The organism is Mesorhizobium sp. M8A.F.Ca.ET.057.01.1.1 (genome assembly GCF_003952565.1).
Lineage (GTDB): Bacteria > Pseudomonadota > Alphaproteobacteria > Rhizobiales > Rhizobiaceae > Mesorhizobium.
In genome coordinates this window covers 3,084,831-3,104,677 of record NZ_CP034454.1, presented here as the reverse complement: position 1 = coordinate 3,104,677, position 19,847 = coordinate 3,084,831, and the positions used below count along the sequence as shown (strand labels likewise).

The window sequence follows — 19,847 nt, the reverse complement described above, 5'->3', positions numbered from 1 at the left end:
CTTACTCCGCCGCCTGCGGTTCGGGGTCGGACCACGACCATTCGCCTGGATTTCTCGCCGGCGAGCGAGCGGGCTTCGAGGTGGCGGATGCGACTCTCACCTCGGTGCCGGCTTCACCGGCGAGGGAAGCTGCTCGCAACGCCCTGGCATTGCCGCGCCAGCTGTCCCACATGCCGATTATGCCCTTCGGCAGAAGCAAGGTGACGGTGACGAACAGGCCGCCCAGCGCGAACAGCCAGAATTCCGGCAGCACTCCGGTGAACCAGGATTTGCCGGCATTGACGAGCAGCGCGCCGATGATCGGCCCGACGATGGTGCCGCGCCCGCCGACGGCCGCCCAGATCACCACCTCGATCGAATTGGACGGTTCGAACTCGCCGGGATTGATGATGCCGACCTGCGGCACGTAGAGCGCGCCGGCAATCCCTGCCATGACGGCTGAAACGGTGAAGGCGAACAGTTTCACGTTCTCCGCCCGCCAGCCGAGGAACCGCGTGCGGCTTTCCGCGTCGCGCACGGCCATCAGCAGCTTGCCGTATTTGGAGCCGACGATCGCCCAGGTGACGTAAACGGCGAGCGCGAGCATTACCGCGCTGGCGGCGAACAGCGCCGAACGGGTCGCGTCGGCCTGGACGTTAAAGCCCAGAATATCCTTGAAATCGGTGAGCCCGTTGTTGCCGCCGAAGCCCATGTCATTGCGGAAGAAGGCGAGCAGCAGCGCATAGGTCATCGCCTGGGTGATGATCGAGAGATAGACGCCGGTGACGCGGCTGCGGAAGGCGAACCAGCCGAAGACGAAGGCAAGCAGGCCGGGCACCGCAAGGACCATGATTGCCGCGAACCAGAAATGGTCGAAGCCGGTCCAGAACCAGGGCAATTGCTTGTAGTTCAGGAACACCATGAAATCGGGCAGGATCGGGTTGCCGTAGACGCCGCGCGAGCCGATCTGGCGCATCAGATACATGCCCATCGCATAGCCGCCGAGCGCGAAGAAGGCGCCATGGCCGAGCGAAAGGATGCCGCAATAGCCCCAGACCAGATCGAGCGAGAGTGCCAGCAGCGCGTAGCAGAGATACTTGCCGGTGAGCGCCACTATGTAGGACGGCACGTAGAAGGCGCTGGTTGGCGAAACAGCCAGGTTGAGCAGCGGCACGATGACGGCCACCGCCAGCAGGACGAATATGGTGATGGCGATGCGGCGGTCGGCACCTGCGGCGAAGAAGCGTCCTGACATCATGCTTCCACCGCCCTGCCCTTGAGCGCGAACAGGCCGCGCGGGCGCTTCTGGATGAACAGGATGATCAGCACCAGCACGACGATCTTGCCGAGCACGGCGCCGGCATAGGGTTCGAGAACCTTGTTGACGATGCCGAGCGAGAAGGCGCCGACCAGCGTGCCCCAGAGATTGCCGACACCGCCGAAGACGACGACCATGAAACTGTCAATGATGTAGCCGCGACCGAGATTGGGCGAGACATTGTCGATCTGGCTGAGCGCGACGCCGGCAATGCCGGCGATGCCGGACCCCAGCGCGAAAGTCAGCGCGTCGACCCACGGCGTCCTGATGCCCATCGAGGCGGCCATGCGCCGGTTGGCGGTGACTGCGCGCATCTGCAAGCCCCAGGGCGTGCGCTTCATCACGTAGAGCAACATGCCGAACACCGTGAGCGCGAACACCAGGATCCACAGCCGGTTCCAGGTGATGGCCAGTTGTCCGACGTCGAAGGAACCGGACATCCATGTGGGATTGCCGACCTCCTGGTTGGTCGGTCCAAAGATCGAGCGCACCGCCTGCTGCAGGATCAGCGAGACGCCCCAGGTCGCCAGCAGCGTCTCCAGCGGCCGGCCGTAGAGGAAGCGGATGACACCGCGCTCGATGATGAGACCAACGAACGCCGCAACCAGGAAGGCAAGCGGCAGCGCGATCACCAGCGACCAGTCGAACAGGCCGGGAAAGGACGTGCGGATCACCTGCTGGACGACGAAAGTCGTGTAGGCGCCGAGCATCACCATCTCGCCATGCGCCATATTGATGACGCCCATGACGCCGAAGGTGATGGCAAGCCCGATCGCCGCCAGCAGCAGCACCGAACCCAGCGAAATCCCATACCAGATGTTCTGGCCGGCATCCCACAAGGCCAGTGTCGAATTGATGTTTGCGATCGCAGCCGTCGCCGCGTCCTTGACCGCTCCAGAGGCGTTGGCCTCGACCGAGGTGAGCAACGAAACAGCATCGCGGTCGCCACGCGCACCGATCAGGGCGATCGCGGCGAGCTTGTCTGCGTCGGGCTTGTCTGAAACCAGTATGGAAGCGGCACGCGCCTGTTCCAGCAAAGCCTTGACGCTCGTCACGCTTTCACTGGCGATGGCTGCGTCGAGCGGGCCGATATTGGCGGCGTCCGGTGTCTTGAACATGGTGTCCGCGGCGGCGATGCGGACCGTCGGATCCTTGGAACCAAGCGTCAACGTGCCCAATGCATCGCGGATCGTGCGGCGCAACGTGTTGTTGACGCTGATCTTGGTTATGTCGTCCTCGGAGGCCTCGCCTGCAGGCTCGCCGCTCAGCGGGTCGAAAAGCTGGACGTTTTCGTCGCCTTCCTTGCCGACAAACACCATCGAGTCGGCCGTACGAATGTAAAGATTGCCGTCCGCCAGTGCAGCAAGCGGCCGTTCGACAGCCGGATCGCCTGTGGCCGTCAACTCTTGAACGACAGCTCCTGTCTCGGAAAAGTCCGTTACTGTCGCGAATTTGGCGATGATTGCACGCAGATCGGCTTCCGCAGCGCCCGAAGACGACAGCGTCGTCAGCAAGAACAGAAGCGTCAGGCCAATCGCGTGGAGAATCTTCATCGGCTTTCGGTGACCATTGAAGGTTGAAGTGGGCGTCCGGACAGCGGAGGAACTGTCCGGACGCGCGCGGTCTTGGGCGTCGACCCGAAGGTCCAGCCCGGGAGGATCAGTTCGTGCCCTTGCCGCCGCACTTACCGGTTTTGACGTTGAAGTTGCCGCAGCTGAGCGGTGCGCGCCAATCGGAAATCAAATCCTTGGAGTCGGGCAGGTAGTCGGACCATTCGTCGCCCATCACCAGGCCCGGTGTCTTCGAAACCGTTTCGAATTGGCCATTGGCCTGGATTTCACCGATCAGCACCGGCTTGGTGATGTGATGGTTCGGCATCATCGTCGAATAGCCGCCGGTCAGGTTCGGCACCGAAACGCCGACCATGGCATCGATGACCTTGTCCGGATCGGTGGTGCCGGCCTTTTGAACCGCCTTCACCCACATGTTGAAGCCGATATAGTGGGCTTCCATCGGGTCGTTGGTGGTGCGCTTGTTGTTCTTGATGAACTTGTGCCAGTCGGCAATGAACTTCTTGTTCTCAGGCGTGCTGACGCTCTCGAAATAGTTCCACGCCGCAAGATGGCCAACCAGCGGCTTGGTGTCGAGACCGGCAAGTTCTTCCTCACCCACCGAGAAGGCCATGACCGGGATGTCTTCGGCCTTGATGCCCTGGTTGCCGAGTTCCTTGTAGAACGGAACATTGGCGTCGCCATTGACGGTCGAGACGACGGCGGTCTTCTTGCCGGCCGAACCGAACTTCTTGATCGCCGAAACTTCGGTCTGCCAGTCGGAAAAACCGAACGGCGTGTAGTTGGTCATGATGTCTTCGGCCGCGACGCCCTTGGACTTCAGATAGGCTTCGAGGATCTTGTTGGTGGTACGCGGATAGACGTAGTCGGTGCCTTCCAGCACCCAGCGCTTCACCGAGCCGCCGTCCTTGCTCATCAGATAGTCGACGGCCGGAATGGCCTGCTGGTTTGGAGCCGCGCCGGTGTAGAACACGTTGCGCTCGCTTTCCTCGCCCTCATACTGGACGGGATAGAACAGGATGTTGTCGAGCTCGGAGAACACCGGCAGCACCGATTTGCGCGACACCGAAGTCCAACAGCCGAACACCGCCGCGACCTTGTCCTTGGAGATCAGTTCGCGCGCCTTTTCGGCGAACAGCGGCCAGTTGGAAGCCGGATCGACGACGACGGCTTCAAGCTTCTTGCCGAGCAGGCCGCCCTTGGCGTTCTGCTCGTCGATGAGCATCAGCATGGCGTCCTTCAGCGTCGTCTCCGAAATCGCCATGGTGCCCGACAGCGAATGGAGAATACCGACCTTGATGGTGTCGTCGGCGGCCCTGGCCGGAGCGGACATCATCAAACCGGCGGCGACTACGCCCACCGAGACCATTTTTGTTATTGTCGAGAAATTACCCCTCATACCGAAGACTCCCAAGCTGGTTGATTGCACCGCAACTTTACAATGCAACCCCCGTGCCAACCGCTGCCGGCATGCTGAAAACAGCAAAATAGCCAAACGTTATCAGTTGGTTGATACATTAGGATGAACAAAGATAAGAGAGCCGGTTAAAAATTGATTGAGGGAAATTTGCGCAGCGCACAAGGCGGGTGCCTATTTTTAGCGCATTTTTACCACATGCCTATATTTTGACCGTGACGCGCGGGTCGCGGACGACAAATGTTGCCGCGCGGCACAAAAATAGGGCAAGCTTGTCGTTCAAAACGGACGACGTCATGACATCAGGCATTTCACGCATATTCATCGGCATTTTGTCTGTGGCGGCGGCGACCGGAGCGGCACGAGCCGACTTCAGCGATGGCAAGATGCCCGATGGCACTTATCACTGCGAAGTCTATCTGCTCGGCCTGTTCCTCAACCTCGGCGACATCACCATCAAGGGAAACGTCTACACAGGCCCCGTCACCTTCGGTACCGCCCAAGAGGCTTACAACTATCAGATGGACGCAAACGGTGTGATCTCGTGGCTGGGCCCGCTCGGCGGCTATACCGCCGGCGGCAACGCACTCTCGATGACCCAGGCAACCCTGGACGGCCAGACCCCGCCCTCCTTCGACATCATCATGAAGCAACCCGACGGGGCCTTCACCGCCTCGACCTGCACCAAGGGAGGCAATCAGTAGGCCCTCGCCTCCCATCGAGGCTGCCTCGGCAGTCTGCACGTCTGCCGTGTCATCTGGATGTTGCCGAAACTGGATAGGCAGCGGTGCGCCGTCACATCCACATCGAGAGGCAGACACCATGGCCAATTGCCCGTCTTCATCCTCCCCCCGTCATTCGCGACGCTTCAACTCGGGAAAGCCGAGTGTCGAGAGAGCGGCGGCCGCATGTGTTTCGCCGGCAAACAACGAGCCGACAAAGCTGCCGCCGGCGATCAATGCGCTGGATGCAAGGCTGCCTTTCAGGAGCGTGCGGCGCGAAACGCGCTCGTCGATGACGCGTCTACGACAAGACCCACGCCGCCGCCGATGGCTATGAAACAACGATCGTTGCGCGAGGCCGCCTAGCACTCTTCCGTGGCAATTTCGAGCGCCAGGCGGCTCATGTCGGTGAAAAGCTCCTGGCGTTCGGAATAGTCGGTCTGTTCGCCGGTGACCAGATTGTCGACGACGGTCAGCAGCGATAATGCCCTCGCGCCGAAATGCGCCGAGATGCGATAGAGAGCGCTGGTTTCCATGTCTACGGCCAGGGCTCCCAGCGCCCTTGCGTCGGCATAGCGGGCCCGCGCGTCGGGATGGTAGAATATGTCGGTACAGGCTGTCAGGCCGGCGTGGTAGTCGATGCCGAGTTCAGTTGCCTTGGCCAATGCGCAAGCGAGCAGCGCCGGGTCCGGGCCGACATCAGCCTCGTAAAGGCCAAAGACCTGACCGTTCTCAGTGTCTTCAGGCCGTGCCGATTGCGAGATCACAAGGCTGCGCAGCTTTGCCTCGGCGCTCAGGCCACCGCAGGTACCGGTGCGGATCAGTGTTCGAGCGCCATAATAATCAAGCAATTCATGCGCATAGATCAGGAACGATGAAACACCGATGCCCGTCGCCTGAATGCTGACAGGCCTGCCTCGAAACGAGCCGGTAAAGCCAAGCGCACCGCGACGACGATTGACACAACACGGCGCGTCAAGAAACGTGCCGGCCATCCACTCCGCGCGCTGCGGGTCGCCCGGCAACAAAACCGTGTCGGCGTAGTCGCCCTTGCTTGCCTCGATGTGTGGCGTCAACAGCTGCTCCCCCAAGCCCGTCTGCCGTATTGTCAATAATCATGGCGTTGTTACCGCGTTGTGCAAGGGGCGCGGCATTGGAAATACCTAAGATTCAAGCACATCCTTGACGATCGTGGCCAGTTGCTTGAGCGAGAACGGTTTTGGCAGGAAGCCGAAATGCGCCTCCGCCGGCAGGTTTCTGGCGAACGCGTCCTCGGCATAGCCGGAGACGAAGACGAACTTGATGTCCGGCTGGCGTTTGCGCAATTCACCGAGCAGCGTCGGCCCGTCCATTTCCGGCATCACCACGTCGGAAACGACGATATCGACCTTGCCGCCGAGCGCTTCGAACACTTCCAGCGCCTCGACGCCGGAGGACGCCTCGTGGACGGTGTAACCCCGAGAGGTCAGTGCTCGCATGCCGCCCATGCGCACGGCGTCCTCGTCCTCGACCAGCAACACCGTCGCCGACCCCGAGAGGTCCTTGGTGCTGTCGGCCAGTTTGACTGCCGCGGCGGCCGGCGCTTCACCGGGTTCGGCCGCCTTTTTCGCTTCCGCGATGTGACGTGGCAGGAAGATCCGGAAAGTCGAACCCTTGCCGACTTCGGAATCGCAGAAAATGAAACCGCCGGTCTGCTTGATGATGCCGTAGACCATGGACAGACCAAGGCCCGTACCCTTGCCGACCTCCTTGGTGGTGAAGAACGGCTCGAAGATCTTCTTCAGCACGTCAGGCGCGATGCCTGAGCCGGTGTCCTCGACCTCGACCACCACATAATCGGCGGCCGCGAGTTCGCGATACGGGAAGGTCTTACACTCCTCGGCGGTCACGTTGCGGGTGCGCACGGTGAGATCGCCTCCCGCCGGCATCGCGTCGCGCGCGTTGACCGCCAGGTTGACCACCACTTGCTCGAACTGGCCGATATCGACCTTGACCGGCCACAGGTCCCGGCCATGGTCGACCTTGAGCTTGATGTCGTTGCCGACCAGCCGAGCAAGCAGCATCCTGAGATCGGCGAGCACGTCGGTGAGGTTCAGCACTTCCGGCCGCAGCGTCTGCTTGCGCGAGAAGGCGAGCAACTGCCTGACCAGCGACGCGGCCCGGTTGGCGTTCTGCTTGATGTTCATGATGTCGGGGAAGGACGGATCCGACGGCCGGTGATTGGTCAAAAGTAGGTCCGACGCCATGATGATGGCGGTCAGCACATTGTTGAAGTCATGCGCGATGCCACCGGCGAGTTGGCCGACGGCCTGCATCTTCTGGCTTTGCGCCATCTGCCCTTCGAGCGCCTTTTGCTCGGTCGTCTCAACGGCGTAGACGATGGCCGATTCCTCGGCCCCTTCGCCGCCGGTACCGTCGGCGACGGCGTTGACGTAGAAACGGATGTGCCGTTCTTCGTTGCCGGGTAGCACCGTGTCGATCGGTTCGATGTCGGCCTGCCGCTGCCGGGCTTTCTCGAACGCCGCGGCAAAGGCCGGCCGGTCGCGGTCATGGATTACCGTGTCGAGCCGCACCCGGCGATCCACGGCATCGCGGTCGACGACCGATGAAAACAGCGACAGGAAAGGTGCGTTGGTGCGCAGGATGCGCCCGCTGGCATCGACACCGGCGATCGCCATCGGTGTGGAATTGAAGAAGCGGGTGAAGCGCACTTCCGAAGCGCGCAGATCGGCCGAGGCATCCTCGCCTTGCGTGCGGTTGAGCACGATGGTGCGGGTCGGGCCGCCGACGCCCTCGCGGCTGGCCGAAACGCGATGCATGAAGCGCACTGGCAGCGCCTCGCCGGTCATCGTCGTCAAGTCGAGATCGACGACCGCATTGCGCGTCGTGCCGGGATCCGCCTTGACGGAGCGCACCAGCGCCATCCCGTCGCCGGCAACGATATCAGGCAAGGTGACGGCACCTGGCGTGAAGCTGGCAAGATCGATGCCCAGCCATCCGGCGAGCGTGGCGTTGATATAGGTGACGCGGCCGTCCTGGTCGGCCGAAAAGAAACCGGCCGGTGCGTGGTCGAGGTGATCGATGGCCTTCTGCAGATCGAGGAAGAAACGCTCCTGCTCGGCCCGCTCCTGCGAAATATCGGCCAGCTGCCAGGCCAGCATCGGCAACCGCTGACCCGGAACGCTGAACGCGCGGGCGCGCGCCCGGTACCAGCGGGCGCCCGGCTCAGCGCCGGGCCGGATCGATTGCGCGAGCCTGAACTCGCCATCGCCCGGCTGCCCGTCACGCAAGCCGGACGCCAGCCGGTAAATGGTCACCGAGGCCTCGGGGACATCCGAGAGCAGTCCTTCGACCGTCTTCAGATCGGCTGCCGAGGAGGCCCCGGTCATATCGGCATAAGCCCGGTTGGCGTAGACGACGCGGCCCTTGGTGTCCGTGACCAGCAGGCCTTGGCCCATCGAATCGACGAAAGCCTTGGACAGTTCGTCGCCCGTCGAGCGCGGTGTGATCTGTACGAAGCCGATCGCGGTCGCGAACAGGAAGCCGACACCGATCATCGCCAGCACGCCGAGCATGCCGAGCAGGAAGGGATCGCCGAGGCGCTCGCGGAAAAGGCCGAAGACGATGGCCGCGCCCGTCAGAACGACGATGAAGATGATGAGCCGGGTGACCGCGCCCGGTCGCGTATTCTGGTCGACGATCGGTACCGGATAGAAATCGCCGCGCGCTTCCTTGGCCATATGCCCCCTGCTCGTGAAATCCGAGGTTCCGACACCCGCCCCTAACGCATGTCGCCCAAAAGTAACTTCGGTTTTAGGAAAACGACATGCATGAAAAACAAGAACCTGAAGCGCGTCGCATGAATCCGTTTCAGCGCGACGCGCTTTAGCCGGTTGAATCACATTCTCCTAGTCCGGAAAAGGCCCGAGCGGCAAATGTCAGATAAAAATGATGTCGACCGGCCTTCCCTGCCTTTCAAGCTGTTCACGATGCGTGAAAGGCAACTTGCGGTGGCCAGTCGCAACGGTCTAGTGTCGCGTCACTTTCCAAAACCGATCAGGGGAAACCAATGCAGTGGCTGGATAGCGTGGCGGGCCCCGGTTATGCGGCGGCACTCCTGTGGACCTTCGCGGCGCTGATCCTGCTGGTGATCGTTCTCATCATCGTCAGGCTCGTGCGCAACCTGACGTTCGGCACGTTCGTCGCCGGTGGCCGCAACCGCAAGACGCGGCTCGCCGTCATGGACGCCACCGCCGTCGACAGCCATCGCCGACTGGTGCTGGTGCGACGCGACGACATTGAACATCTGCTCCTGATCGGCGGCCCGACCGACGTCGTTGTCGAACGCGACATCCGCCTCGCAGCGCCGCGCCGTCCGGCCTTGACCGGAGATGGCGGCCCGCAGCCCATCCCAGCGTCCGGGGCCTCGGCCGCGAAGCCGCGGCCGCCGCAGCCCGCTCCCGCGCCTCCCAGACAAGCACCCGCTCCGCAGCCGGTGGCAGGGCCCGCCCGCCAGCGCCCGGCAGCGCCGCCACCGGCTCCCGCACCGAAACCGGCGGCGCAACCCTATCAGTCGACCAATGTCACGCCGCTGCCCGCCTATGGCTCCGCCAATGCCAATGCCATCAGACACGCGCCCCCGCCGCCGCCGAGGCAGGACAGCATCGACGACACGCTGATGAAGGAACTCGAGGTTTCGCTCGACCAGCCACGGTCCGGCGGTCCGGCGGCCAAACCGGCAGTCAAGGCGCCGCCGTCGCTCGATGATGAAATGACGAGGCTTTTGGGCGAACTCTCAAGCCAGAAGAGATGATTTGCGCCCGGGCAGCCTGCCGGTGAGTTGAACCGGTCGATATTCAAGCGCGCTTTGGCATGCGCGGCGACATCGAACAAAAATGGCCGGAAAACCGGCCATTTGGAAAATCAATGCAACGCTATCTGTCAGTCGTCGCGATAGACTTTTTCACGGCGCTCATGCCGCTCCTGCGCTTCGATCGACAAGGTAGCGATCGGGCGGGCGTCGAGCCGCTTCAATGCGATCGGCTCACCGGTCTCCTCGCAATAGCCATAAGTGCCTTCGTCGATGCGCTGCAGCGCCGAATCGATCTTCGAGATGAGCTTCCGCTGACGGTCGCGGGCCCTGAGCTCGATGGCGCGGTCGGTTTCCGAAGAGGCGCGGTCGGCGAGGTCGGGATGGTTGGCGTTTTCCTGCTGCAGAATTTCGAGGGTTTCGCGCGCTTCGCGCAAGATGTCATTTTTCCAGGTGACGAGCTTTAGGCGGAAGTAGGATTTCTGCCGTTCGTTCATGAACGGCTCGTCTTCGGAGGGTACGTAATCGGCGGTAACGATGTCGTTCATTCGACTCACCCAAACAGCCCCAAATTTGGCGCCTATATATTCGCCGCCAGACGCCTGCACAAGCGCAATCAGCCACCGGCTCACGCAATTGTTAAAGTGCACCCGCAGCCTTCTCCGGAGCGGGATAGAACTGTTTTGGTGGCGAAAGTAGGACGATCTCCGCCGCTCGCCCCCGCAAGTGATTCGCCGCGCCGAAGAACGTGCACCATTGTGCGCGATGCTTTTCTCGTGGCTAATCGCGGCAGGACTTCGGCTTTCGGGCATCATTGGAGGTTGAGTGAGCAGGCTTTATCTGTTGCGACACGCCAAGGCCGGCTGGGCCTTGCCGGGCATGCGTGATTTCGATCGTCCGCTCGACGCATCCGGCCGCGCCGATGCCGAAAAGATGGGGGTCGCGATGCGATCCCGTTCCTATGTGCCGGACCTGACGCTGTGCTCCAACGCAAAACGCGCCAGGGAAACGCTCGAGGGACTGGCCGGTCAGACGGACACAGGCAAGGTGCTGTTTTCGACACGCTCTACAGCGAAGACGCGGCCGGCTATCTCCGGCTCGTCCGGGATCATGGCGGAGCCGGGTCATTGCTGGTCATAGGCCACAACCCGATGACGGAGGATCTCGCCATGGCGGTTTCGGGCGATGGCGGCGAGACGGAGCGGGCAATGCTCAATCATGGCTTTCCGACCTCGGGCCTCGCCGTCGTCCGCTTCCCCGGCAATCTGGCGAAAGCGGCCCAGGGAGCGGGCTATCTCGAAGCGTTTTTAACACCGACCGATCTCTAATGCCGATTCCCAGCGCCATTTCAAAGCCGGGTTCCAGCGCCTATATCGGGCGGACGCAAGTCCGAGAGAGCATATTTTGGCATCATCGCTGACCACCTTCACCGACGAGGCAAGAATTGCCCTCGACACATTGTCGGGACGTGCCACCGGACTTTTTTCTCCATCGCTGCGATTGGGTGTCACGGGTCTCTCCCGCGCGGGCAAGACCGTCTTCATCTCGGCCTTCGTCCACAATCTGATCCACGGCGGACGCCTGCCGCTGTTCGAGGCGCAGAAATCGGGGCGTATCGCACGCGCCTTCCTCGAACAGCAGCCCGACGACGCAGTGCCGCGTTTTCAGTACGAGGATCACATCGCCGCTTTGGTCAACGATCGCGTCTGGCCGGACTCGACCCGCGCCATCTCCGAACTGCGGCTGACGATCGAATATGAATCGGCCTCCGGCTGGAACCGCATGTTCTCGTCGGGCAAACTGTCGGTCGACATCGTCGATTACCCCGGCGAATGGCTGCTCGACCTGCCGCTGCTCGGCAAATCCTTCACCAATTTTTCGCGCGAAGCCCTCGAAATGGCCACGCTGCCGGTGCGCGAGGACCTGTCGCGCGCCTGGCGGGCGATCTCGGCGGAAATCGACCCGAATGCCGACGCCGACGAAATGACGGCACGCCGGCTGGCTGAGAGCTTCGCCGCCTATCTCAAGGCATGCAAGCTCGACGAACGAGCGCTTTCGACCCTGCCGCCCGGACGTTTCCTGATGCCGGGCGACCTTGAAGGCTCGCCCGCGCTGACTTTCGCGCCGCTGGCCGGCCTCGGCGACAGGCGCGCGCGCAACGGTTCGCTGCACGCCATGATGGAACGGCGCTACGAGGCCTACAAAACACATGTCGTCAAACCGTTCTTCCGCGAACATATCACGCGTCTGGATCGCCAGATCGTACTCATCGACGCCATGCAGGCGCTGAACGCCGGGCCTGGCGCCATGGCCGACCTGGAGCGCGCCGTCACCGAGATCCTCAGCTGCTTCCGCCCCGGCCGGGGCAGCTTCCTCACCGACCTTTTCTCCCGGCGTATCGACCGCATCCTGGTTGCCGCGACCAAGGCCGATCATCTGCACCACGAAAGCCATGACCGGTTGCAGGCGATCGTGCGGCGCCTGGCCGACCGCGCCGTGGCGCGGGCGAATTTCACCGGCGCCGATGTCGACGTGGTCGCCATGGCGGCGGTGCGCGCGACCCGCGAAGGCACCGTCAAACAGGGTCGGGAAACTTTGCCCGTTATCATCGGCACGCCGATCGCCGACGAGAAGATCAATGGCGAAATCTTCGACGGAAAGACGGAAACAGCTATATTTCCTGGTGATTTACCGGAAAAATTTGATGCTGTTTTCGACCTTTCGGGGCCGGACCACAGGCAGGACTCCGCAGACCCGGCAATCCGCTTCGTCCGGTTCCGTCCGCCGAAACTCGAACGCACGGCCGAAGGCGTCACGCTGTCGCTGCCGCATATCCGGCTCGACCGTGCCCTGCAGTTCCTGATCGGAGACCATCTGGCATGACAGCGCCCCGCAAACCGGCGGCATTCCGTATCGAGCCGGAAGCCGCGGCGAAACAAGATGCGCCACGAGCACGCCAGGCCGAACCGCCGGGCAAACCACGCTCGATGAAGGCCGATATGACGCTGGTCATCCCGGCGGAGGTCGACGTCTTCGACGAACCGGACATTATTGCCGCCGAGCCGCCGGCGTCGGTCGCATCCCCAAAACGCTCGGTTCTCGGCAGCATCTTCTTCGGCGCCTTGGGCGTGCTGGTTTCGCTGGCTGTCGGCCTGTGGACAGACCAGCTGATACGCGATCTCTTTGCCCGTGCCGAATGGCTGGGCTGGCTCGCCGCCGGCATGGCGGCGATTGCGTTGCTCGCGCTTCTGGTGATCCTGATTCGCGAATTCCTGGCGATCGCCCGGCTCGCCGAGGTCGAAAAGCTGCAGAAGCGGGCCCTCGACGCCATCGCGCGCGACGATCCGAAGGCGGCACGCGCGGTGGTCGATGAACTATCGGCCTTTGTCGCTGCCAAACCAGAGACCGCGGCCGGCCGGCGCGCGCTGGCCGAATTGCGCGGCGAGATCATCGACGGCGCCAATCTGGTGCGCCTGGCGGAAGCGGAAATCCTCGGCCCCCTCGATGCCAGGGCCAAGGTGATGGTCCTCGAGGCCGCCAAGCGCGTCTCGCTGGTGACGGCGGTCAGCCCGCGCGCGCTCGTCGACGTCGCCTATGTCGTCTTCGAGGCTGGGCGCCTCATCCGCCGGCTGTCGGAACTCTATGGCGGACGGCCCGGAACGCTGGGTTTCTTCCGCCTGGCGCGCAGTGTGCTGGCGCATCTGGCGGTCACCGGCTCGATCGCCGTCGGCGACAGCTTTGTCGAGCAGATCGTCGGCCACGGCCTGGCGGCGCGCCTCTCGGCCAAGCTCGGCGAAGGCGTCGTCAACGGCATGATGACGGCGCGCATCGGCATCGCGGCAATGGAGACGGCGCGCCCCCTGCCCTTCAGCGCCGCCAAGCGCCCGGGACTGGGCGATTTCCTCGCCGCGCTGACGTCGTTCGCGACAAGGAAAGACGCCGAAACAAACGCACCCGACAAATGACGAGCGCCTCTTTCGCGGCACGACCGGATTGCGCTTTCGAGGCCCTGAGGTGACGAAGCATTAACCAATCTTCTTCATGGTCAAACCGGTTTCAAACAGCCTCGTTGTTGCCGGGTGTCGTCGATGAAAAGCGTAATTCTGTCCAGCATCTTGCCCCTGGCGGCGGCGATCACAGCAGTCGCCGGTATTGCCTCCGGGGCTTGCGCCGGAGAGCCGGACAAGCAGTTTTTCCAGTCGGCCGAAGGCAAGTGGGTCGGCCCCGGCGAAATCGTCGCCGGCAAGTACAAGGGCACGAAGTTCAACTGCAGCTTCACCGGCTCCGCCCCCGACGGCAAGACGGGCATGACGCTTGACGGCGGCTGCCGGGTCGGCATGTTCACCCAGCCGATGTCGGCCAAGATCGAGCGCAAGGGCCGCGACTACAAGGGTTCCTTCATGGGTGGCTCGGCCGGTGCCGGGCTCGATATCATCGGCGGCAATGTCGTCGACGCCCGCAAGGTGGTCTTCACCATCAACCGCAACCAGTTGCGCGGCGTCATGCAGGCACGCATTCCCGACGACAATTCGATGACGGTGACGGTCGCCGTGCGCGTTCAGGACCAACTGGTGCCGGTGATCGGCATGAGCCTTAAGCGAGTCGATGCCGTCGAAGTCGGCTCCATCACGCCGAACTGAGCGCAGCCCGCCTCATTTCTTTACGCAATTCCGGATGGTTCTTGGCATTGCCGGGATACCCCAAACAAAAGAGGCGGCAGCCCATCGCCACCGCCTCCTTTGAAACAGGCGAACCGGGCGTCAGCCCTTGATCGCGGCGGTCACCTCGTCATAGGCCTTGCAAGCGTCGGCCAAGGTCGTGGAACCCTGGTACTTGGTCGTCACCGCCTGGACCTTGGCGGTCAGGTCAGCCGCCTTGGACGGGTCCTTGGTGATCGCCTCCTGCAGCGCGGCGGCCATGTCCTGCGCCTTCTTGGTGGCGATCTCGGTCGTGCATTCCGGCGCCTTCGAACAGGCCGAACCGGCAAGCACCGCCAGGCCGACGGCAACAAGCAAAAACTTCTTCATGTCAGTCATCTCCTCAAAAGGGCTCGACTTGATCGTCGCTCACCCCCAATGGCCGAAGCCGAGCGTGCTCTAACCCTCGATTGTGGCAAGATGCAACGCGTTGCCGACGTTAAGTTGTGTAACGCGCCTGCAACATCGCCAACGGCCGGATCAGGCTGCTGTGTCGGCGGCGGCAAAGTTCAGCTGCGTGGCTGTAGCAGCGCCAAGACGGCTGTCGATGCGGCAAGGATGGCAGTCCCGGTCAAAGGCGCTGTAGGGCCATAAGTGTCCACAACATAACCGCCGACAACTGCGCCGGAGGTGATGGCGACCTGAAAGGACGCGACCATCAGGCTGCCCGCTGCTTCCAGCGCGTCCGGCGCCGCGCGAGACAGATTTGTCGGCAGCACCACCGGCGCCATGCCGAAGGCGAAGCCCCATAGCGTGGCGAAGCCAAAGGCAACGCCGATGTGCACGCCCCAAAGCACCAAGGCCAGCGCCGCGAACGCCATCAATGCGGCCGTAACCACGAGAGCCACGTGGATATTGGCGTCGGCCATGCGGCCGCCGGCAATATTGCCGATCACTGCGGCGATACCAAATCCGAGCAATGCCAGGGCAATTGGCCCGGTCGCAAGGAGCGTCACATGTTCGAGAAAGGGACGCACATAGACCGAGCCGGCAAAATGCCCTGTCATCAGCAAAAGGATGGCGAGCATACCGAGTTGAATGCCACGCCGCCGTGTCAGCCGAAGCACGTCTGCAAGACTATTGCTTGCCGTTGCAGGCAAGGTCGGCAGGCTGAGCAACTGCAGCAGCATGGCAAGCAAGGCCAACCCCGCCGTCATGGCCATGGCGCTGCGCCAACCCAGCCAGTCGCTGATCAACGCGCCCATCGACGGTGCGGCAATTGTTGCGAGCGAGACGCCGAGGGTGACGATAGCCATGCCCCGCCCCGTCGCATTGGCGCCAACCAGCCTCGCCACGACGGCTACCGAAAGTGCCCAGAACGCGCTGAGAGCGATCCCCAGCCCGGCCCGGCCCAACAATAACAGCCAGAAATTGGGCGCCAGGGCCGCAAGAATGTTGGAACCGACCGCCAAGGCCATGAGGCCGACAAGCACCGTCTTGCGGTTCAATCGGCCGATGAGGACATTGCTCAACATGGCCGTCACGGCGCCGACGGAAGCAGTGGCGGTGACCACCTGCCCGGCCGTCCCCTCGCTGATGCCGAGATCGCGCGCCATCGGCGTCAACAGACCTGCCGGCAGGAATTCGGCGGACACCAGCGCAAAGCTGGTGGCCGCCAACGAAAGGACCGCGAACCATGTGGTTGCGCTCCACCTGGCCGATGCGGCGGCATCAAGGTCTATCGCCGCGTCTTCAAGCTGTAATGTTGTGTCAGTCACGGAAGGATCTCCAAAAGTTTGGAGATCTTCATAAACGAGTCTTTTCGGATGATATGTATCTCAAAATCCGAAATTCATGTCTATTCGTCCAGGAATTGTGCGACGCACAACGCCCGGCGAGACATTGGTGATCCGCTTGAAGGCGCGAGCGAAGGATGCCTCGGAATCATAGCCCAAACGGGTAGCGACCTCGGCCACCGACAAGCCGTTTTGCCCCAACAACTCGCGGGCAAGCTGCATGCGCAGACGGGCGAGATAGCGTGCCGCGCCTTCTCCCAATACGGCGCTGAAGCGCTCCGCGAAAATCGAGCGCGATTGGCCTGCCAGCCCGGCCAGGCTTTCGAGCGTCCAGTTATGGCCGGGGTCTCGGTGCATGGCTGCCAGAGCGCGGCCAATGTGGGGGTCGCGGATGGCCGCGAGCCAACCGGTGGTCGAAGCTCCCGTGCAATTGACCCAGCAGCGAATGAGCCGGGCTGTCAGCAAGTCCGCCATACGCGACAAGATGGTGGCGCTGCCCATCTGCGGTTGCGCGGCCTCCGCGGTCATTGCCGCCAGCAAGGGACCAACGACCGGGTCATTGCCGGCAACGTCGCAACCCTTGATGATAGGTGGCATCAACGCGATCAATGGGTTAAGCGCACAGGCGCCCAGGGTCATGGAGCCGCAGAAAAGGGTGCTTGTCGCGCCAGTGCCTTCCCGCACCACTTCGCAGACGTTGCCCCCCAACTTGGTCACCTGGCAATCATCGAGCGAGCCGCCTGCAACGTCCGGCGCGCTGGCCAGCCGATGGGCGATGCCTTGCGGCAGCAGCACCAAATCGCCATTGCGCAACTCATGCCATCCCTGCGCTTCGGTATGGATCCAACATGGACCCTGACTTACAAAGTGAAAACGAAGCAGCGGTTGCTCCGGAAAGGCGATGCTCCACGGATGTCGGAGCTCGCATCGGCCATAATTGACTCCACTCAACCGAAAGTCCTGTAGAACTTCGCTGAGCGCATCCATCGGGATGTGAGGCGGGGGACCCGGCCGGGACGAATGGTCAGTCATCCCGCCGATATAGACACCAAACGTCCGGCAGGCAAGCGGAGACCGCTGTTCCACCAGGGGAATCGCTTCAACGGCACCCAACCCGTCCTGCCAGGCTCCCGCCCTTGCCTCCCGCTCCAACTGCATGCAAGGAGTGCTGTCGGACACAGGGACAAGAGGCATGGCAGCGGAAGCATCGGGCAGTGATCTAGTTCAGGTGGTGGCGCTGCTGGCGGCAGGCGTGGTGGCCGTGCCGATCTTCAAGCGCATGGGTCTCGGCTCGATTCTCGGATATCTCGCCGCAGGCGTGGTGATCGGCCCGTTCGGCATCGGCGTCTTTTCCGAATCGGGAGCCATCCTCCATGTCGCCGAACTCGGCGTCGTCATGTTCCTGTTCATCATCGGCCTGGAAATGCAGCCTTCGCGGCTCTGGGGCCTGCGCCGCGAGATCTTCGGGCTTGGCGCGCTTCAAGTCGGGGTCTGCGCGGTGCTGCTGACCGGTGTCGGCATGGCCGGAGGGTTTCCGATCGCGCAATCCTTCGTCGCCGGCGCCGGTTTCGTGCTGACCTCGACTGCCATCGTCATGCAGCTCCTGGAGGAGCGCGGCGAAATCGCCTCGCCCAAGGGCCAGCGCATCGTCTCCATCCTGCTGCTGGAAGATCTGGCCATCGTGCCGCTGCTGGCCCTGATCGCCTTCCTGGCGCCCGGCGGTGCCGATACCAGCCTGTCGGAGCGGCTGACCGAGGTCGGTATCGGTCTCGCCGCGATCGTCGGACTGGTGGTGGCGGGACGCTACCTGCTCAACCCTTTCTTCCGCATCCTGGCGGATGCCCGTGCGCGCGAGGTGATGACCGCCGCGGCTCTGCTGGTCGTGCTCGGGTCGGCGCTCGCCATGCAACTCAGCGGCCTGTCGATGGCGATGGGCGCGTTCCTGGCCGGGGTGCTGCTCTCGGAATCGACCTTCCGCCATCAGCTCGAAGCCGACATCGAGCCGTTCCGCGGCATCCTGCTCGGCCTGTTCTTCCTTGCGGTCGGCATGTCGCTCGACCTGCATGTGGTGGCCGCGAACTGGAAGCTGATCGCCATCTATGTCGTCGCCTACATGGTGATGAAGGCTTTCGGCATCTACATCGTCGCCCGCATCCTGAAATCAGGCCACCGCGAAGCGCTGGAGCGCGCGGTCTTCATGGCGCAAGGCGGTGAATTCGCCTTCGTGCTCTATTCCGCGGCCGCCGCCGTCGGCATCATCGACGGCCAGGCAAACGCGACGCTGACGGCGATCGTCATCATCTCCATGGTGCTGACGCCGCTGGCGATCATCGCCTTGCGCTATTTGACGCCGCGCGACGAGCAGTCGCTGGACGGCGTCGAAGTCGCCGACGGCCTGACCGGCAGCGTGCTGATCATCGGCTTTGGCCGCTTCGGCCAGATCGCCAGCCAACCCCTGCTCTTGCGCGGTATCGACGTCTCGATCATCGACAACGATGTCGAGATGATCCAAGCGGCCGCCGATTTCGGCTTCAAGGTCTATTATGGCGATGGCACGCGGCTGGACATCCTGCACGCGGCCGGGGCCGGCCGGGCGCGGGCCGTGCTGATCTGTGTCGACAAGCCCGACGCCGCCATCCGCATCGCCGAACTCGTCAAGGCGGAGTTTCCCTTGCTTACGGTGCTGGCACGTGCGTTCGACCGCGGCACGGCGCTGCAGCTCATCCGCGCCGGCGTCGACTATCAGCTGCGCGAAACCTTCGAATCGGCGCTCGTCTTTGGTGGCTCGACGCTCGAGGCGCTGGGCGTCGATCCCGAAGACGTCGCCGAAACGATCGAGGACGTCAGGCGCCGCGACACGGCCCGCTTCGAGACCCAGCTCGCCGAAGGCATCCGCTCGGGACAGCGTTTCCTGAAAGGCAACATCGGCACGCCGATCCCGACCCCGCTTTCCACGCCTCGCCGTCCTGGCCAGGCGCTTAACGAGGAAACGGCCGGCGTCCTGCATAAATCCGAACCGGCGGATTGAACGGGGGAATCAACAATGGAACTGGACAGCAGGGCCCTGTCGGTCACCAAATTCTGGCGCGACGCCGGCGAGGATGCGTGGTTCGAGAAGAACGACGCTTTCGATGCCGATTTCCGCGGCCGTTTCCTCGACCTTCATTACGCCGCCGCGCGGCGCGAATGCGACGACTGGTCAGGACATGCCGAAGGCTCGCTGGCGCTGATGATCCTGCTCGACCAGTTTCCACGCAATTGCTTTCGCGGTACCGGCCATATGTTTGCGACCGACCCCCTGGCAAAGCATTTCGCGCGAAAGGCGGTCGCTGCCGGCCACGATGTGGCGCTGGAGCCGGAGGTCCGCGTATTCCTCTATTTGCCGTTCGAACATTCGGAAGACCTTGCCGACCAGGACCGTTCGGTTGAGCTTCACACCGCCAGGGCCGAGTTCAACCTGAAATACGCGCTGGAGCACCGCGACATCATCCAGCGCTTCGGCCGTTTCCCGCACCGCAACCGGATGCTTGGCCGCGAAACGACCGCCGAGGAAAAAGCATTCCTGGATGACGGTGGCTTCTCCGGCTGACACCACCG

At 62.9% G+C, this 19,847-nt stretch carries 16 protein-coding genes and 1 pseudogene; 8 read left to right on the top strand and 9 right to left on the bottom strand.

Annotated elements, in window-relative coordinates; all coding sequences use genetic code 11:
* Position 1: 1 nt before the first annotated feature.
* The 3 genes from urtC to urtA form a co-directional block, all read right to left on the bottom strand.
* Positions 2 to 1,237 carry an urea ABC transporter permease subunit UrtC gene (urtC, locus tag EJ077_RS14445; RefSeq protein ID WP_208702715.1) on the bottom strand — a complete coding sequence of 412 codons (1,236 nt, stop codon included), beginning with the start codon at positions 1,235 to 1,237 and terminating at the stop codon, positions 2 to 4.
* On the bottom strand, positions 1,234 to 2,850 hold the full coding sequence (gene urtB / locus EJ077_RS14440) for an urea ABC transporter permease subunit UrtB (protein ID WP_208702714.1): 1,617 nt from the start codon (positions 2,848 to 2,850) through the stop codon (positions 1,234 to 1,236). The genes urtC and urtB overlap by 4 nt, the downstream gene beginning before the upstream one ends.
* Before the next feature lie 106 nt (positions 2,851 to 2,956).
* Positions 2,957 to 4,237 carry an urea ABC transporter substrate-binding protein gene (gene urtA / locus EJ077_RS14435; RefSeq protein ID WP_245458780.1) on the bottom strand — a complete coding sequence of 427 codons (1,281 nt, stop codon included), beginning with the start codon at positions 4,235 to 4,237 and terminating at the stop codon, positions 2,957 to 2,959.
* A gap of 344 nt (positions 4,238 to 4,581) precedes the next feature.
* Between urtA and EJ077_RS14430 the strand changes: the two genes are divergently transcribed.
* On the top strand, positions 4,582 to 4,989 hold the full coding sequence (locus EJ077_RS14430; RefSeq protein WP_208702712.1) for a hypothetical protein: 408 nt from the start codon (positions 4,582 to 4,584) through the stop codon (positions 4,987 to 4,989).
* Between the two features lie 380 nt (positions 4,990 to 5,369).
* Here EJ077_RS14430 and EJ077_RS14425 read toward each other — a convergent pair whose 3' ends face one another.
* Together EJ077_RS14425 and cckA are read right to left on the bottom strand one after the other, a co-directional pair.
* Positions 5,370 to 6,083 carry a DeoD-type purine-nucleoside phosphorylase gene (locus EJ077_RS14425; RefSeq protein WP_208702711.1) on the bottom strand — a complete coding sequence of 238 codons (714 nt, stop codon included), beginning with the start codon at positions 6,081 to 6,083 and terminating at the stop codon, positions 5,370 to 5,372.
* Between the two features lie 87 nt (positions 6,084 to 6,170).
* Positions 6,171 to 8,747: a cell cycle histidine kinase CckA gene (gene cckA / locus EJ077_RS14420; RefSeq protein WP_208702710.1), complete on the bottom strand. Its 2,577-nt coding sequence runs from the start codon at positions 8,745 to 8,747 to the stop codon at positions 6,171 to 6,173.
* 329 nt (positions 8,748 to 9,076) lie between these two features.
* Between cckA and EJ077_RS14415 the strand changes: the two genes are divergently transcribed.
* A complete protein-coding gene (locus EJ077_RS14415; protein ID WP_208702709.1) occupies positions 9,077 to 9,820 on the top strand; it encodes a flagellar biosynthetic protein FliO in 744 nt (247 codons plus the stop codon).
* Between the two features lie 128 nt (positions 9,821 to 9,948).
* Here the strand turns inward: EJ077_RS14415 and dksA are convergent, their stop codons facing one another.
* Positions 9,949 to 10,365, bottom strand: a complete 417-nt coding sequence (dksA, locus tag EJ077_RS14410; protein WP_006202025.1) for an RNA polymerase-binding protein DksA — start codon at positions 10,363 to 10,365, stop codon at positions 9,949 to 9,951.
* Between the two features lie 277 nt (positions 10,366 to 10,642).
* Here dksA and EJ077_RS14405 point away from each other — a divergent pair.
* The 4 genes and pseudogenes from EJ077_RS14405 to EJ077_RS14390 all read left to right on the top strand — a co-directional run bounded on the left by EJ077_RS14405 (position 10,643) and on the right by EJ077_RS14390 (position 14,457).
* Positions 10,643 to 11,145: pseudogene (locus EJ077_RS14405) on the top strand (histidine phosphatase family protein).
* A gap of 76 nt (positions 11,146 to 11,221) precedes the next feature.
* On the top strand, positions 11,222 to 12,700 hold the full coding sequence (locus tag EJ077_RS14400; RefSeq protein WP_208702708.1) for a YcjX family protein: 1,479 nt from the start codon (positions 11,222 to 11,224) through the stop codon (positions 12,698 to 12,700).
* Complete coding sequence (locus tag EJ077_RS14395; protein ID WP_208702707.1) at positions 12,697 to 13,782, top strand: YcjF family protein; 1,086 nt, start codon at positions 12,697 to 12,699, stop codon at positions 13,780 to 13,782. Before EJ077_RS14400 ends, EJ077_RS14395 begins: the two co-directional genes overlap by 4 nt.
* A 123-nt stretch (positions 13,783 to 13,905) precedes the next feature.
* Positions 13,906 to 14,457 carry a hypothetical protein gene (locus EJ077_RS14390; RefSeq protein ID WP_208702706.1) on the top strand — a complete coding sequence of 184 codons (552 nt, stop codon included), beginning with the start codon at positions 13,906 to 13,908 and terminating at the stop codon, positions 14,455 to 14,457.
* A gap of 120 nt (positions 14,458 to 14,577) precedes the next feature.
* On the opposite strand, the gene EJ077_RS14385 is transcribed toward EJ077_RS14390, so the two are convergent.
* The 3 genes from EJ077_RS14385 to EJ077_RS14375 all read right to left on the bottom strand — a co-directional run bounded on the left by EJ077_RS14385 (position 14,578) and on the right by EJ077_RS14375 (position 17,282).
* Positions 14,578 to 14,844 carry a hypothetical protein gene (locus EJ077_RS14385; RefSeq protein ID WP_027029131.1) on the bottom strand — a complete coding sequence of 89 codons (267 nt, stop codon included), beginning with the start codon at positions 14,842 to 14,844 and terminating at the stop codon, positions 14,578 to 14,580.
* 179 nt (positions 14,845 to 15,023) lie between these two features.
* Positions 15,024 to 16,232: an MFS transporter gene (locus EJ077_RS14380; protein ID WP_208702705.1), complete on the bottom strand. Its 1,209-nt coding sequence runs from the start codon at positions 16,230 to 16,232 to the stop codon at positions 15,024 to 15,026.
* A 60-nt stretch (positions 16,233 to 16,292) separates the two neighbouring features.
* Entirely contained in the window at positions 16,293 to 17,282 is a 990-nt protein-coding gene (locus EJ077_RS14375) for an AraC family transcriptional regulator (RefSeq protein WP_208702998.1), read from the bottom strand.
* 160 nt (positions 17,283 to 17,442) lie between these two features.
* On the opposite strand from EJ077_RS14375, the gene EJ077_RS14370 reads away from it, so the two are divergent.
* Together EJ077_RS14370 and EJ077_RS14365 are read left to right on the top strand one after the other, a co-directional pair.
* A complete protein-coding gene (locus EJ077_RS14370) occupies positions 17,443 to 19,278 on the top strand; it encodes a monovalent cation:proton antiporter-2 (CPA2) family protein (protein ID WP_208702704.1) in 1,836 nt (611 codons plus the stop codon).
* Between the two features lie 15 nt (positions 19,279 to 19,293).
* Complete coding sequence (locus EJ077_RS14365; RefSeq protein WP_208702703.1) at positions 19,294 to 19,839, top strand: DUF924 family protein; 546 nt, start codon at positions 19,294 to 19,296, stop codon at positions 19,837 to 19,839.
* The last annotated feature ends 8 nt before the right edge of the window (positions 19,840 to 19,847 follow it).

Excerpts from the sequence above, each read along its gene's own strand:
- EJ077_RS14390 (WP_208702706.1), top strand. The coding sequence starts at position 13,906 with ATGAAAAGCGTAATTCTGTCCAGCATCTTGCCCCTGGCGGCGGCGATC.
- EJ077_RS14415 (WP_208702709.1), top strand. The coding sequence starts at position 9,077 with ATGCAGTGGCTGGATAGCGTGGCGGGCCCCGGTTATGCGGCGGCACTC.
- EJ077_RS14365 (WP_208702703.1), top strand. The coding sequence starts at position 19,294 with ATGGAACTGGACAGCAGGGCCCTGTCGGTCACCAAATTCTGGCGCGAC.
- urtB (WP_208702714.1), bottom strand. The coding sequence starts at position 2,850 with ATGAAGATTCTCCACGCGATTGGCCTGACGCTTCTGTTCTTGCTGACG.
- EJ077_RS14375 (WP_208702998.1), bottom strand. The coding sequence starts at position 17,282 with ATGACTGACCATTCGTCCCGGCCGGGTCCCCCGCCTCACATCCCGATG.
- urtA (WP_245458780.1), bottom strand. The coding sequence starts at position 4,237 with ATGGTCTCGGTGGGCGTAGTCGCCGCCGGTTTGATGATGTCCGCTCCG.
- dksA (WP_006202025.1), bottom strand. The coding sequence starts at position 10,365 with ATGAACGACATCGTTACCGCCGATTACGTACCCTCCGAAGACGAGCCG.
- EJ077_RS14395 (WP_208702707.1), top strand. The coding sequence starts at position 12,697 with ATGACAGCGCCCCGCAAACCGGCGGCATTCCGTATCGAGCCGGAAGCC.
- EJ077_RS14370 (WP_208702704.1), top strand. The coding sequence starts at position 17,443 with ATGGCAGCGGAAGCATCGGGCAGTGATCTAGTTCAGGTGGTGGCGCTG.
- EJ077_RS14430 (WP_208702712.1), top strand. The coding sequence starts at position 4,582 with ATGACATCAGGCATTTCACGCATATTCATCGGCATTTTGTCTGTGGCG.
- cckA (WP_208702710.1), bottom strand. The coding sequence starts at position 8,747 with ATGGCCAAGGAAGCGCGCGGCGATTTCTATCCGGTACCGATCGTCGAC.
- EJ077_RS14385 (WP_027029131.1), bottom strand. The coding sequence starts at position 14,844 with ATGAAGAAGTTTTTGCTTGTTGCCGTCGGCCTGGCGGTGCTTGCCGGT.
- urtC (WP_208702715.1), bottom strand. The coding sequence starts at position 1,237 with ATGATGTCAGGACGCTTCTTCGCCGCAGGTGCCGACCGCCGCATCGCC.